Source organism: Streptomyces sp. NPDC048331, from assembly GCF_043201215.1.
Lineage (GTDB): Bacteria > Actinomycetota > Actinomycetes > Streptomycetales > Streptomycetaceae > Streptomyces.
In genome coordinates this window covers 274190-287520 of the sequence record NZ_JBICYT010000004.1, presented here as the reverse complement: position 1 = coordinate 287520, position 13331 = coordinate 274190, and the positions used below count along the sequence as shown (strand labels likewise).

Annotated in this window: 10 protein-coding genes and 1 pseudogene; 6 read left to right on the top strand and 5 right to left on the bottom strand. The window is 73.9% G+C overall.

Annotated elements, in window-relative coordinates:
• Positions 1-396: 396 nt before the first annotated feature.
• Complete coding sequence (locus ACGFYY_RS09365) at positions 397-2538, top strand: PIG-L family deacetylase (protein WP_393707857.1); 2142 nt, start codon at positions 397-399, stop codon at positions 2536-2538.
• Positions 2539-2783: 245 nt separating this feature from the next.
• The gene (locus ACGFYY_RS09360; RefSeq protein WP_393707856.1) at positions 2784-3221 is read left to right on the top strand and encodes a hypothetical protein; all 438 of its coding nucleotides are present in this window, start codon (positions 2784-2786) and stop codon (positions 3219-3221) included.
• A gap of 80 nt (positions 3222-3301) precedes the next feature.
• Here ACGFYY_RS09360 and ACGFYY_RS09355 read toward each other — a convergent pair whose 3' ends face one another.
• Positions 3302-4780 carry a hypothetical protein gene (locus ACGFYY_RS09355; protein ID WP_393707855.1) on the bottom strand — a complete coding sequence of 493 codons (1479 nt, stop codon included), beginning with the start codon at positions 4778-4780 and terminating at the stop codon, positions 3302-3304.
• Between the two features lie 364 nt (positions 4781-5144).
• Here ACGFYY_RS09355 and ACGFYY_RS09350 point away from each other — a divergent pair, with 364 nt between their 5' ends.
• The gene (locus ACGFYY_RS09350; protein WP_393707854.1) at positions 5145-6641 is read left to right on the top strand and encodes a DUF6056 family protein; all 1497 of its coding nucleotides are present in this window, start codon (positions 5145-5147) and stop codon (positions 6639-6641) included.
• A 182-nt stretch (positions 6642-6823) separates the two neighbouring features.
• Here the strand turns inward: ACGFYY_RS09350 and ACGFYY_RS09345 are convergent, their stop codons facing one another.
• Both ACGFYY_RS09345 and modA read right to left on the bottom strand, forming a co-directional pair.
• Positions 6824-7975: a methyltransferase domain-containing protein gene (locus ACGFYY_RS09345; RefSeq protein ID WP_393707853.1), complete on the bottom strand. Its 1152-nt coding sequence runs from the start codon at positions 7973-7975 to the stop codon at positions 6824-6826.
• A gap of 410 nt (positions 7976-8385) precedes the next feature.
• A complete protein-coding gene (gene modA, locus ACGFYY_RS09340; RefSeq protein WP_393707852.1) occupies positions 8386-9210 on the bottom strand; it encodes a molybdate ABC transporter substrate-binding protein in 825 nt (274 codons plus the stop codon).
• Positions 9211-9573: 363 nt separating this feature from the next.
• Here modA and ACGFYY_RS09335 point away from each other — a divergent pair, with 363 nt between their 5' ends.
• Complete coding sequence (locus ACGFYY_RS09335; RefSeq protein ID WP_393707851.1) at positions 9574-9993, top strand: molybdopterin-binding protein; 420 nt, start codon at positions 9574-9576, stop codon at positions 9991-9993.
• A 163-nt stretch (positions 9994-10156) separates the two neighbouring features.
• A complete protein-coding gene (locus tag ACGFYY_RS09330; RefSeq protein WP_393707850.1) occupies positions 10157-11407 on the top strand; it encodes a molybdopterin molybdotransferase MoeA in 1251 nt (416 codons plus the stop codon).
• Positions 11408-11449: 42 nt separating this feature from the next.
• Here ACGFYY_RS09330 and ACGFYY_RS09325 read toward each other — a convergent pair whose 3' ends face one another.
• Together ACGFYY_RS09325 and ACGFYY_RS09320 are read right to left on the bottom strand one after the other, a co-directional pair.
• Positions 11450-12154, bottom strand: coding sequence for a M24 family metallopeptidase (locus ACGFYY_RS09325; protein WP_393707849.1), 705 nt, complete (start codon positions 12152-12154; stop codon positions 11450-11452).
• A gap of 109 nt (positions 12155-12263) precedes the next feature.
• Positions 12264-12935, bottom strand: coding sequence for a pyridoxal 5'-phosphate synthase (locus tag ACGFYY_RS09320; protein ID WP_393707848.1), 672 nt, complete (start codon positions 12933-12935; stop codon positions 12264-12266).
• A gap of 223 nt (positions 12936-13158) precedes the next feature.
• On the opposite strand from ACGFYY_RS09320, the pseudogene ACGFYY_RS09315 reads away from it, so the two are divergent.
• A pseudogene (locus ACGFYY_RS09315) lies at positions 13159-13313 on the top strand (aminopeptidase); the annotation flags it as partial.
• Positions 13314-13331: the final 18 nt, after the last annotated feature.

Below are 13331 nucleotides of genomic sequence, written 5' to 3'. Positions count from 1 at the left end.
CCGGTCCGCCTTGTCGGCCCTGCCGCCGATGAGAGCTGCGTCACGGCCGCCACCGGTCGGTCAGGGGTGTGGAATGCGCCACTTGTGGGGGTCGGTGGCCGAGAGGTCGGCCCACTCGGCGGTCGTACCGATCCCACGCGACCCGCACGTGGCCAGCACATACGCCGGTTCCGACCTGTTTTCCGGGCCAACCGCACAATCTTCATTAAATGGGACAAAATCTAATCTTTTTCTTGCAACTCCCTTTACGGTCATAAGTGACTTGATGGTGTGTCAGCCCCCAGCGTGCGGGACATAATCGGCCCCGGTCGTCTCCGGAAGCACTGGAGCCATCGGGACACCGAATCGACCTCCCAGGCGGATCGCCGCACCGGACCGACCCTCAAGGCGCTGTACATGTCCCTGGCCCGCCGCACCCGACTCGCGGCCCTGCTCGCCGCGTTCTCCGTCGGCACCGCCGGCATGACGGCCTGGGCCTACGGACACGACACCGAGCGCCCGCAGGCGGCTTTCGCCGCGGTGACCGCCGCCAGCGTGACCGAGGGCTCCGCCCTCCAGGTGGTCGCGCACCCCGACGACGACCTCTTCTTCATGAACCCCGATCTCAGCCGCTCCATATCGACCGGCATCAAGGTCACCACCGTCTACCTGACCTCCGGCGAGTCCGACGGCAGGAACGAGGCCCACAGCCCGCACCTCCAGGACGCCGCCGGCCCCTCCGACCGCGCCGCCTACGCGGAGGCCCGGCAGAACGGCATACGTGCCGCCTACGCGCAGATGGCGACCGGGGACCGAGCCAGCGCCTGGCAGCGCAAGGCCGTGCCCACCGCCGGCGGCGGCAGCGCCGAGGTGGACGTCCTGGTCGCCCGCCCCGAGGTGAACCTCGTGTGGATGGAGCTGCGCGAGGCCCGCAGCATCTCCGGGGACAACCCCGAGAGCCTGCGTGGCCTGTGGGACGGCCGGACCCCCGCCCTGGGGGCCCAGCTGACCTCCGGAACACCGGTCAAGGACTGGTTCTCCTACACCAAGGACCAGGCCGTGGCCGCCATAGCCGGCGTGTTCGAGGCGTACCGGCCGACGACGATACGGACGCAGGACCCGACCCCCGGCAGGGCGGACGGCGGCGGCGCCTTCCTCGACCACCAGGACCACATCTACGGCGCCCGCTTCGTACAGGCCGCCGCCGAGCGCTACGCCAGGACCACGGACCGGCCGCACTTCTCGGTCCAGAACTACGTGAGCTATCCGAACAGCTCACTGCCCCCGACCCTCGACCCGCGGACGGCCGAGGAGAAGCTCGGCTACCTCAAGACCTACGCCTGGACCGACCACCAGGACTGGTGCGGCAGCCCCGCCGGCTGCGGCGACCGCAAGACCGCGACCCGGCCCACCGGCGCCGGCTGGAGCCAGACCATCCGCTACAGCCGCGGCGACGGCACCTCCTGGATGACCGAGGGCGTCTCCGGACGGCTGTGGGCCTTCGCCGCACTGGACGGCCGGATGGCGTACTGGTCGCGCAGCGGCCCGCAGGCCCTCTGGAAGGGCCCCGAGTTCCTGTCCGGCGAGGGCATCGACTCCGGGGCGTCGGCCGTCCGCCTCTGGGACGGCCGGATCGGCGTGTTCGCCACCCGCACCACCCTGGGCGCGACGCCCCAGGAGTACGGCCGGGAGATCGTCTACGCCGTCCAGAGCACGGTCGACGGCGGATTCGGCCCGTGGCGGTCACTGGGCACCCCGGACACCGTGGACCGGTCCGGCACCTCGGCGATCAGCGGTCCCTCCGTCGCCGTCGACGACGAGGGTCGGATGACGGTGTACGTCCGCGACTCCCGGCGCACGCTCGCCGCCCGGGCGCAGGAGACCCCGGGCGGCGACTTCGGGGACTGGCGGAACCTGGGCGGCTCCGGCCTCCAGGGCGATCCGGTCACCGCGACCGACGAGTCCGGGCGCCGCCACGTGTACGCGGCCACGGCCGGGTCGGTGCTGGCCTGGGTCACGCCGACCCCGGACGCGCCGCTCGGCGGACCCGTACCGACCGGGCTGCCCCAGACGACGGGCGCGCTCTCGGTCCGCCCGGAGGGCGACGGCGTCCGGCTGTTCTTCCGTCGGCCCGGCATCGGCACCGTGGCCACCAGCCTGGCCCGCGCGGGCGGGACCGCGCCGGAGTTCTCCCCGGTCGCCGAGGCCGGCGGCCTCGGCGGCTACGGCGCCGTGGGCATAGCGGGCGACCTCCTCGCCGGCCGGGCGGGCGCGGGCACCGTCGGCGTCGCGGCCACCGACGGTCCGCAGCCCTGGCAGGAGTCACAGATGCTGTACACGGGCGCCCCGGCCGGTGTGGTCGAGGGAGCCGGTACGGCCGTCGCCGCGGCGCTCGGCCTGGACGCCGATCTGCACGTCATCACCACGGTCCCCGCGGGCGGCGCCACGCCGGCCGGCAGCCGGACCCCCGCCCCGTGGCACCGGGCGGTCCAGCCCTGGACGCTCGCGCAGGCCGGCCGCCCGGGCTCGACCGTCGCCGGGGGACAACCCCCTCGCTGACCCGGCCCGGATCCCGGTCCGCCCGGTGGCAGCGGGGAGCGGGGCGGGTGAGGATGGCAGCCGAGCACCTCGCGCAGCCGGACCGGCCGCGTACTCCGACCGGCCGCGTACTCCGACCGGCCGCGTACTCCGACCGGCCGCGGCCGGACCGGCCGCACTCGGACCAACGGGCGATCGGGGCATCCATGACCCCTCCTCTCCACTCGTGCCGACGCGCTTGCGCGGGAGCCGGAACGCTGCGCGCCGTGGCCGCCCTCGCCGCCTGCACGGCCCTGGTGGCCGGATGCGGCAACGACACCGCGCCCGACCGGGGGTACCCCGAACTCCGGAAGGCCCTGGGGTCGCTCTCCCGCGAACTCGACGAGGCCTGTGGGCGGACGGAGACCCCGGAGAGCTGCGCACGGGACCTCGACGGGCTCACGGCGCCGACCGAGCGGGCTTTCGCCCAGGTCCTGGACCACAAGCTGCTCGACGCCGGAGCCGTGGCGGCGATGAACGAACTGGAGCGGGCGAGGGAGCTCCGCGTCGCCGCCGCCCGCGAGGCCCGGTCGCGGCAGGACCCCCACCACCTCCCCCTCGCGCGGGCGGTGGCGGCCGAGAAGCTCGCGTACCAGCGCCTCCTCGCCGAGCTGGAGCGCCTGCGTACCGCCCCGCCGCCCGGTGACGGAACGGATCCGGTCTGACGGCCGCAGGCCACGACCGAGGGGCTACGACCTCGGGGCAACGGCCGCGGGGCCACGACCGCGGGGCCACGACCGCGGGGCTACGACCGCGGGGGTGGCGCGGTGAGCGCCCCGCCGTCGAGCGCCACCAGGGTGAGGACGACGATCGAGCCCGTCCAGGCCAGTGGTGCCACCGACGAGGGCCTGCCCGCCCGGTCCACCTTCTCGGGTAGTTCCCCGAGCGGGTTCCGCTTGGCGAGGACCCAGTCCAGGACCTGACCGGCCTTCGCCGCCCTCCCCGTCGCCGCCCAGGCGAGGGCGAAGAACGAGGTGCTCGGGGTCCAGGCGTTGGCACCCCAGGGCGCCGTCGGATCGTTGCCAGGCGTGAGCCCCCCGTTGGGCAGGAGCAGCGCCTTGTACGTGGTGTCCAGCGCCCGGGGCAGGTCCGCCGGCGCCGTGTTGAACGGGGGCGCCATGAAGGCCACCGCGCTGTCCCGTCCGTGCTGTCCGTCGACGGTGCGCTGATAGCCCAGTGGGGCGAACCTCCGGGAGATCCCGGTGGAGAGCCGCCCGGCAGCGCCGGACCAGCGCGCCGCGTCTGCCGGCCGGTCCAACGCGTCGGCGAGGTCCGCGGCGGCGTTGAGTCCGGCGAGCAGCGGGGCCGCCGTTCCGATGTTCGTGGTGGTCGTCATCACCTCCCAGTAGTCCGGGGAGGCCGGGGGCAGACCGTCCGCCCCGAGGGAGGCCGCCGCGTGGTCGGCCGCCTTGCGGATCATCGGGTAGAGGGCGGTCAGCCGGGCCGTGCGGGTGGCGGGCGGCGCCGTCCGGTACCACTGCCAGGCGGCCCAGGGGACCCAGCCGTTGGCGTCGAGCTGCCACCGCCTGCTGTCGGGCGGCCCGGACCCGTCGAGTTCCGTCCGCGCCTCCCAGGTGCCGTCCGCGCGCTGCGTCGCGGCGCTGTGGCGCAGGATCCGGTAGGCCTCGGCATCGTGGCCGGTGTGTGCGAACGCGGCGGAGGCGAAGCTGGAGTCGCGCGGCCAGGAGTACATCCAGCCGGGGGACCAACCCGCGGCCATGGCCCCGTTGGGCCGCAGCAGGGCGCGCATGGCCAGCAGGGCCCGCTCGGCCGCCGCGCGCCGGACCGCCGAGCCGCCCGGTACCCGGCCGGCCGCCAGCCAGGCGCGGCTCTCGGCGATCTGCAGCCGGGCCGTCGGATCCTCCGGGGCCACCACGACCGAGGCGGTCCGCCCGGCGGGGAGGTACCGCCACCGGCCGGACAGCAGCCGCAGTACGTGGCTCCGCTCGACGTACCGTGCGCCCCCGGCCAGGGCGGGTGGGACACCCTCGGCTGCGGTGGTGTTGGAGAGGAGCCCGACGGTGGGGGCGACCAGCATCGACAGCGGTGCGTAGCGCCCCTCGGCGTCGCCGTGGCTCTGGTGTCCGAGCGGCCGGACGAAGAACACCGGCCGCTCCACCTCGGCCGGCCGGTCGAGGGAACTCCCGGCGACACACACCGGGAGGGCGACGCTCGCGAGGGCCGCCGTGACGACCGCCCAGCGGACGAGTGGGGCAGCAGGCATCGCCACTCCTTCTGTCGGGCTTCCGTGCGCGCGGCCCCTGGAGCTCCCATCGTGGGCCCGCGGTGCGGAGCCCGCCATGACATGCCCGCCGCCCGGGTGACGCCGGCGGACCGGCGGCCGCGTGCCCGCGTTCCGACACGGAACGTCGGACGGCGCAACGGACGGAGCAACGGGGGGCCGGCCGTGGCAGGGGCGAACGCGCCCGTGGCACACGGCGGGAGGGCAGCGGGCCGGGCCCCGGCGGCGCTCCCTCGGATGCCGGTGGGCGGCGGACCGTGCAGATTGGTGGGACCGAACCGGCCGGCGCCTCGCACATGGCACGTCGCGCGTCGGACCGGCCGCGCTCGCTGCGAAGGACGGGTGGATGAGCACTGCTTCGACCGAGGGGAATCGCCGGTTCGTCCGCGGGCTCCTGCCGGTCGCGGGCGGCTGCGTCGTGGCGGCCGCCGGCGCCCTGATCGCCGTCGGCTGCTTCCTCGGCCTCTACGTACGACCCACCTCGGACGACTGGTGCGCCGCCTGGAAGTCCCGCGACATGGGCGTCCTCGGCATCACGCACGACTTCTACGCCACCCAGAACGGCCGGCTCACCAACGCCTTCCTGAGCGGCATCGTGTACGGCGACGGACTCGCCGGGGTGAAGATCCTTCCGACCGTCATCGCCGTCGCGTTCACCGTCGGCCTGGTGCTGCTCGGGATCCAGTTCCTGCGCTGCCTCGGCGTGAAACCGCCGGTGCTGCTCCTGCTCGCCGCCGCCCTCGCCGTCCAGGCCCTGATCTACTTCGGCGGCACCCGCAGCTATCAGGTCCTGCTGTGGGCACCGGCCACGATCTCCCACACCATTCCGAGCGTCATCGGGGTGTGGGCGCTCCTGCTGGCCATCTGGACCGTCCGGCAGCCCCGGGCCGGCGTCCGCGCGGGCGGCTTCGTCTCGGCGTTCCTCATCGGCTTCGCGATCGGCACCCTGAGCGAATCGTTCTCCCTCGTCAGCGGCCTCCTCGCGGCCTGCGTGGGACTGCTGGCCGTGCCCCGCCTGGGGTTGGCGCGGACCTGGCATCCGTTCACCTGGTGCCTGCTCTGGTGCTCCGGGGTCGTCTGCGGACTGATCGTGCTCACCACGTCCCCCGGCGCCCGATGGCGCCGCGCCCAGCAGCCGGCCAAGGAGTCCATGCTCTCCCCGGCCGAACTCCGGGGCACCTACGAGGACTGGCTGCACATGTGGGACACCGTCACCGGCCGGTGGGCCTACCTCGGTGCCGCCGCCGTCGGCCTGCTGCTGGGCCTGGGGGCCGGGCTCGCGGCGCGCGTGCCCGCCCCCGGGAAGCGTGAGTCGGGCCGGGCCGTCCCGCGCCCGATGCTGGTCGCCCTCCTGCTGATGCCGGTGATCGTGGTGGTGCTGGGGTCGTTCGCGGTGGCGCTGGGACTGCGCAGCGGCTACGGGCCGACCGGATGGACGTACGCCCGTACCTGGACGAACTACCTCGTACCGATGGAACTGGCGCTCTGTGCCTACGGAGTCCTGCTGGGCCTGTGGGCCCGCCGGTACCTGGCACGCCGCGGGGTGGCCGTGGCCCTGCCCGCGGGCATCGTGGTCGCGGCCGGACTGACGCTGGCCTCGCTGGCCGTGCTCGTCCCCGGCGTCGAGCAGCTCACCACCGCCACGGTCACCCGCTCGGTGGCCTGGGACGCCCAGAACTCCCGCATCAGGGCCGAGGTCGCGCGGGGTGCCACCGACCTCGGGTACGAGCCGATGTACATCGGGAGCCTGGCCGAGCCCTTCTTCACCTCCGACTACCGGCGTGACTGGGTCGCGGCCTGTGTCTCCAGCTGGTACGGCATCGAGCGGATCCATCGCCTCTGAGCCAAGGGCTGTCCCGTAATCCCCGGTGGATCAGCGCGCGGCGTCAGATGCGGTGCATCGCAAGGCGGAGGAGCATCCCCATACTGGGCGTATTCGGGCGTTCCGACAACGCAGCGAGGTGCCGTATCTGTCGTCGTGCGCCCGCCGGGGATTACGGGACAGCCCTTAGGGGAGGCGAGGGTTCAGCCGCGCGGTACCGCACGCGCCAGGAAGTGATCGGCGCCGTCCTCGTACGCGTCCAGCTGCCAGCCGGAGGCGTCCAGCGCTCGGCGCAGGTTGCCCTCGGCGAGGAGGTCGTCGGGGTCCAGGGGGCGGCCGTGCCGGGCGGCGCGTTCCGCGCGGCCCGAAGGGTGGAAGAGCAGCAGGACCCCGTCGGCCGCGGTGACACGAGCCCATTCGCGCAGGGCTGCGGCCGGGTCCGGGAGATGGTCGAGCAGCCCCGCGGAGAAGATGCCGTCCACGGACGCGGCGGCCAGCGGGAGCCGGGTGCAGTCGGCGGCGAGGAGGTGCCCGTGGCGGGTGCGCCCATGCCGGGCGGCGGCGGCCAGCATGGCCGGGGTGAGGTCGACGCCGAGCACGTGGCCGTCCGGCCCGACCTGGGCGCGGAGCGCGGGCATCGCCCGTCCGGTGCCGCAGCCGAGGTCCATCGCCCGCCCGCCGGGCGCCAGTCGCAGCCGGGCGATCGCGGCCTCGTAGGCGGGGGTCTGGTAGGCGAACCGCTCCTCCCAGGCGTCGGCCCGACGGGTGAAGAAGGCCCGGGTCGCGGTGTGTTCGGCGCGGGCCGCCACGAGTGTGGCGAACCGGCCGAGGAGCTGCTCACCCCAGGGGTCCAGGGGGAGCTCCTGGGGCAGGAAGCGGACGCCCCAGGCGCTGGCGCCGATCCGGAACGCCTGCTCCGGGTACCCGTCGCAGGAGGCCAGGACCACGGCGTCGGCGGGCAGTTCCAAGGGTTCGCAGGCCGGCCGGAGGCCGGGGGAGGGCCGGGTGGCCCCGGCGAACAGGGGATCGCGGCCGGCGGCCCGGGTGAGTTCCACCGGCGGGCGGTCGGGGGCGGCGTCGAGTCGGGTCCCCGGGGCGGCGCCCGCCGCCCGTACGAGCAGTCGGGTACCGGGCTCCAGGGCCAGTACGGGCACCTCCGCGGCGAGGGCTTCCCGCAGGAGGGCCGGATCGGCGGCGCCCAGGACGATCAGACCCTCCACCCCGGCGAGGTCGGCGGACGGACCGGCATCGTCCGCGAGCGGGACGGTCCGGGAGGCCAGCCCCGCCGCGGCGAGCACCCTGCTGACGGCGGGGGGAGCCTGACCGGCCGCGTGCTGCATGACGACGACCGCCATACCTCAGTCCTTACATTCGAGCCGGTGGGGCTGTGTCGGGCTGTATCTGCGCAAGCATGCCCATAGAGGGGCCGCATATGCCAGAGACGCTCCGCTCCGTGAGACGGGGGTCGGTCCGCACGCAAAGAGGCCCCCACGTGCCGAACACCGCGATCGGCATGCAGGGGCCTCTTTTGCCGGTGCTCCCCATGGCGGCGAGAGCCGCTCGACCGTCACGGGGCCGGTGTACGTGTCGGTCGGCCGACGTCGACCCGGCAGGGCGACTGGGCGTGGACACGGAGGCGGGTCGCATCGGCCCGCCTGATGTCAGTTAATCATCCACCAGGTGAATGCGCCATAGGTGACGGCATATGCGAGGTGGACAGATCAGTTTTAGTGGCTTCTGCTGATCGATGAGGAGCGGGGGCCGGTCACGGCTGCTGGAAGCCCGCTTCCTGGAGGGTCCGCTGGGCCTCCGGCGAGGACAGCCAGCCGACGAAGGCGTCCGCGGCGGCGGGGTACTTGGTGGCCTTCAGCGTGGCGGCCGGGTAGGAGGCGACGGCGTTCTGGTCGGGCGGGATCTCCACCGCGCCGACCTTCCCCTCGGCCGCGGTCGTGTCCGTCTTGTAGACGAGGCCGGCGTCCGCCTCGCCCAGTTCCACCTTGGACAGCACGGCCCGTACGTTCGGCTCCAGCGAGACCGGCACGACGGTGATCTTCTGCTTGTCGAGGATCTCCTGGCTGTAGCGCCCGGCGGGGACCTCGGGGGCGGCCAGGACGACCTTCAGGTTCGGGTCGGACAGGTCCTTCAGGGAATCGATCTTGTGCGGGTTGCCCGGCGCGGTGGCGATCACGAGCTCATTCGTCGCGATCACGGTCGGGGTTCCGGTCTCCGCCTTGAGGCCGTCCATCGTCTTGGTGTCCGCCGTGACCAGGGCATCGGCCGGAGCCCCCTGCCGCACCTGCGCGGCCAGCTCCTGCGATCCGGCGAAGGAGAACGTGACCTTCGTGCCGGGGTGTTCCTTCGCGTACTGCGCACCCATGGTCGTGAACACGTCGGTGAGGGAGGCGGCGGCGAGCACCGTCAGGTTCGCGGCCGGTACGGAGCTCGACGCGGTCGCGGACGCGCTCGGCGCGGCGGGCGCGGAAGCGCCGGTGTCGCCACCGCCGCAGGCCGCCAGGACGGGAACGAGGAGCGCGCCGCCGAGGAGGCCGGTGACCGCCCGACGCTGTCGGACGTGCTGAAGGAAGCGCATGACGGGGTGTGTCCTCCGGTCCGGTTCTCCGAATCCCACGCATGCACGGCATGAGACCCGAAAACAGTGCTGCATCTGCTGCCAATGGAGCATCGAAGGACCGCATCTGCAATTCATCTCTCGGCGTCGCCCGGTCTGCGATTCCACCAAACGGGTCAAAGGTCCCGGTCCAGGCGGGCGACGGGCCCGGATAAGGAGCGGGCCTCGGGCCTTTTCCGGAATACGCCAGGGCATTGCGTCCATTCGGTCGGCAGATGCGACGGGGGCACTCCGGCAGCCGTGATGCGTCGGTTAACGTCGGCCATGACGCAGGTCACAGAAGTGCTTGCCGTTCCGATCACGACCATGTGAGGCGTGTTTTCCATGAGCTTGTCCATCCGTAACCAGATCGCCGGCACCGTCACCGCTGTCACCGCCGGCGAGGCCATGGCCTCGGTGAAGGTGCGCCTGGTAGGCGGTCAGGACATCACCGCCGCCATCACCACGGACGCCGTCAAGGACCTCGGTCTCGCCGAGGGCTCCTCCGTCAAGGCGCTGGTGAAGGCCACCGAGGTGGCCCTCGCGACCGGCCCGGTCGAGGGCATCTCCATCCGCAACCAGCTCGCGGGCACCGTCACGGACGTCGCGACCGGTGGCGCCATGGGCTCGGTGAAGCTCTCCGTCGAGGGTGGCGAGCTGACCGCCGCGATCACCAAGGACGCCGTCGAGGCCCTCGGCCTGGCCTCCGGCACCGCCGTCGTCGCCCTGATCAAGTCGACCGAGATCTCGCTCGCCGCCGCCTGATCACCCTCTCGTATCGCCCTGGTGCCGCGTACCGCTTCGGTGCGCGGCCCCCGGGCGTGCGCACGAGGTTCACACCCGCGGGACGCGGGAGGTGAGCGGATCGGAGCGCGACCGCAACCCTCCCGGGAGGACCCGGAAACGGACCGGGCCGACAGTCGTGTTCATGCATTCGACGACCGCGCCCGCACTCGACGCCGCCCCCGCACTCGCGCCCGCCTCCGCCCTCCCCGCCACGCCCCGGGGCGCGGCCCGGCACCCGGTGGTGTCCTGGGCGCGGGCCCGGGTACTGGCCCACGGCGCGGCCCGCCCGCTGCCCGCCCGTACGGTGCCCTTGCGCGATGCCGCCGGACTCACCCTGGCCGACGGCCTGCCCACCCTGCGGCCCCTCCCGGGCTTCGACACGGCCGCGATGGACGGGTACGCGGTGTCCGGCACCGGCCCCTGGCGGGTACGGGCCGCCGTCCGCGCCGGCGCGCCCTGGGCGGGCGTACTCGGCGCGGCGGAGTGCGTGGAGATCTCCACCGGGGCCGAGGTGCCGGCCGGCGCCCACGCCGTGCTGCCCGTGGAATCGGCGGTCACCACGGACGACGGCCGGGTGTTCGGCCCCGTGCCGCCGCCGGGCCGGCACATCCGGCGCACCGGCGAGGACGCTCCCGCGGGCCGTCGGCTCGCCCCGGCGGGCACCCGGATCGGTCCCGCGCTGCTCGGCCTCGCCGCCTCCTGCGGGCACGACACCCTGTCGGCGCGGCCGCGCCCCCGGGTCGGCGTACTGGTCACGGGGGACGAGTTGGACCACGCGGGAGTTCCGGGCCCGGGCCGGGTACGCGATGCCCTCGGGCCGCTGCTCCCGGCCCTGGTCGCCGAACTCGGCGGCGAGACCACGGAGGTGGGGTACGTACCCGACCGGCCCGCCGGGCGGCTGGCCGGGGCCGTGCGGGCGGTGCGGGGCGCCGACGTCGTCGTGGTCACCGGCTCCACCTCCGTCGGCGCCACCGACCAACTGCGCCGCCTGCTCGCGGACGCCGGGGCACGCATGGTCGTCGACACCGTCGCCTGCCGGCCCGGGCACCCCATGCTGCTCGCCGAACCGACCCCGGACCGCTGGGTGGTGGGGCTGCCCGGCAACCCGTACGCCGCCCTGGTCGCCGCCCGCACCCTGCTCGGCCCGCTGATCGCGGGCCTGGCCGGACGCACCCTCGATCCCCTGCCGCACGTTCCGGTGCACGGGCGGGCGCGGCCCGCCCCCGGACTGACCCGGATGGTGCCCGTCAGCTGGGACGGCGAGCGGGCCCGGATCGCCGACGGACACCGCGCCGCCTTCCTCCAAGGGGCCGCCGTGGGCGACGCGCTCGCCGCGATCCCCCCGGACTGGACCGACGGCGGCCCGGCGCCCCTGGTGTCGACGGCCGGCTGACGATCCGGCCGACCCCACGTCCGACCCCGCGTCCGGCGGCCGTCAGGCGAGGTCCAGCAGCCGCTTGAACGAGCCGCCGAAACCGCTTGATCCGTCGACCAGATGGATCTCCAGGACCCAATGCGCCTGCCACCCTCCCGCGACGGTCCGTCGCAGCGGCCGGTCGTTCTCCGCGCAGATGTACGCCTCCGGCCGCGCGTCCCGGACGTCCGCCGAGGGGTCCGTCCCGACCAGGTGGCCGCAGTGCCATCCGGCCACCGTCCAATCCGACTCGGCCGCGAGGGCCAGGAGCTCGGCGTGCATCCGCGCCCCCGTGATGCGGGAGTCGGCGAGCAGGGCCTCGCGGCAGGCGGTGAACATCTTCGGCAGGTCCAGGGCGAGCCGGTGCTTGGCCGGGTCCTGGCCGAAGACGAGGGTCGAGGCGAAGCCGGCCTCCGACACCGCGAGCAACGAACCGAGTTCGGCGATGACGACGTCGTCCTCGCCGATCACCCGGTCCGGGGTCTCGGGGCCGTACGGGAGCAGGGTCCGCGGGCCCGAGCGCACGACCGGCCCGGGCAGGCGCGCCGCCGTGCCGAACAACTCCCTCGCCAGGTCCCCGATCCGGTCGCTCGCCTCGCGTTCACCGAGGCCCGGCGCCACGAGACCGCGGGCCGCGGTCGCGGCGAAGAGGGCCTCGATCATGCGCTGGGCCTCCACCAACCCCAGGGCGCGCAGTCGTTCGTCCATCCGGTCGGGTACTGACATCGCGTACTTCCTCTTTCTCTCGCCGACGAAGCTCCAGGCCGAGCCCGCGCGGCGCGCAGCCGGGTCGCGGGTGGGGTCCGCGAGCCCGGCATGATCGACGGAACGCTCCTCACGACCAGAGCCGGAAGCGTTCCCAGCCGTCGCCGGCCCGCTCGTAGCGCAGTCGGGTGTGCACACGACTGTGGGACGCCTGCCAGAACTCGACCACGGCCGGGGCGAGGGTGTAGAGGGTCCAGCCCGAGTCGACGAGCGAGGGCTCCCGCCGGATCAGCGACAGGGACTTCTCCAGGGCCCGGTCGCGTTCCGCGGGGTCCGCCAGGTACTGGCTCTGGCGGGCCGGCAGCGACGCGGCGCGCGCCGCGTCCGACCGACCCAGGAAATCGGTGGCGTTGTCCTGGGCGGATCCGGGCGTCACCGGCCCGCGCAGGCGGACCTGACGGCCGTGCTCGGGCCAGTAGAAGGTGAGCGCGGCCCGCGGGTGGACGGCCAACTGGTGCCCCTTGGGGCTGAAGGCGTGCCCGGCGAACTGCCATCCGGCGCCGTCCACACCCTTGAGGATCAGCACCCGGGCATCGGGGTCGCCGGCCTCGTCGACGGTGGACAGGGTCATCGCGTGCGGGTCGCGCACGCCGTCCGCCACGGCGTCCGCCAGCCAGGAGAGGAAGAGCCGCACGGGATCGGCCGGAGCCCGCTCCGGATCGAACGCCGGAAGGGGCCCCGCGAACACCTCGATGCCCCGCAACCGGCCGCGGACGGCGCTGCCCGGTTCTCCCTCGCCCATCAGATGGCCTCCTCCGTCCGCATCCATCGACCACATCTTGCAGTTGCGATCGAGATTCGACAATCTTCTGGCACATGCTTGTGGGAAACCCCAAAGTGCACTGCGTTTGAGTGGTCATGCTTGGAGGTGACGACCATGCGCGTGCGCTCCCGCGAGGGCCCTCGCATACTCGTAGGCACGCGCCGGCACCCGATGGCGTGCCGCGCGGCGGAACCGGGCCGACGCGCCCACGACGACGGAGATCACCCCAGCGAACGACAACCCGCTGCGCGGACCGACCGCGCCCGCCGGACCCGTCACCGGATACTGGAACTCCACCTCGTGGACCGGGAAAGGGGCTTCGGTGGCTTCTACGAGCAGCTCCTCGACCTGGCCTGACGTTCCCGTGCCGGCCCG

Excerpts from the sequence above, each read along its gene's own strand:
- ACGFYY_RS09335 (WP_393707851.1), top strand. The coding sequence starts at position 9,574 with ATGAGCTTGTCCATCCGTAACCAGATCGCCGGCACCGTCACCGCTGTC.
- ACGFYY_RS09325 (WP_393707849.1), bottom strand. The coding sequence starts at position 12,154 with ATGTCAGTACCCGACCGGATGGACGAACGACTGCGCGCCCTGGGGTTG.
- ACGFYY_RS09350 (WP_393707854.1), top strand. The coding sequence starts at position 5,145 with ATGAGCACTGCTTCGACCGAGGGGAATCGCCGGTTCGTCCGCGGGCTC.
- ACGFYY_RS09320 (WP_393707848.1), bottom strand. The coding sequence starts at position 12,935 with ATGGGCGAGGGAGAACCGGGCAGCGCCGTCCGCGGCCGGTTGCGGGGC.
- ACGFYY_RS09330 (WP_393707850.1), top strand. The coding sequence starts at position 10,157 with ATGCATTCGACGACCGCGCCCGCACTCGACGCCGCCCCCGCACTCGCG.
- ACGFYY_RS09365 (WP_393707857.1), top strand. The coding sequence starts at position 397 with ATGTCCCTGGCCCGCCGCACCCGACTCGCGGCCCTGCTCGCCGCGTTC.
- modA (WP_393707852.1), bottom strand. The coding sequence starts at position 9,210 with ATGCGCTTCCTTCAGCACGTCCGACAGCGTCGGGCGGTCACCGGCCTC.
- ACGFYY_RS09355 (WP_393707855.1), bottom strand. The coding sequence starts at position 4,780 with ATGCCTGCTGCCCCACTCGTCCGCTGGGCGGTCGTCACGGCGGCCCTC.
- ACGFYY_RS09345 (WP_393707853.1), bottom strand. The coding sequence starts at position 7,975 with ATGGCGGTCGTCGTCATGCAGCACGCGGCCGGTCAGGCTCCCCCCGCC.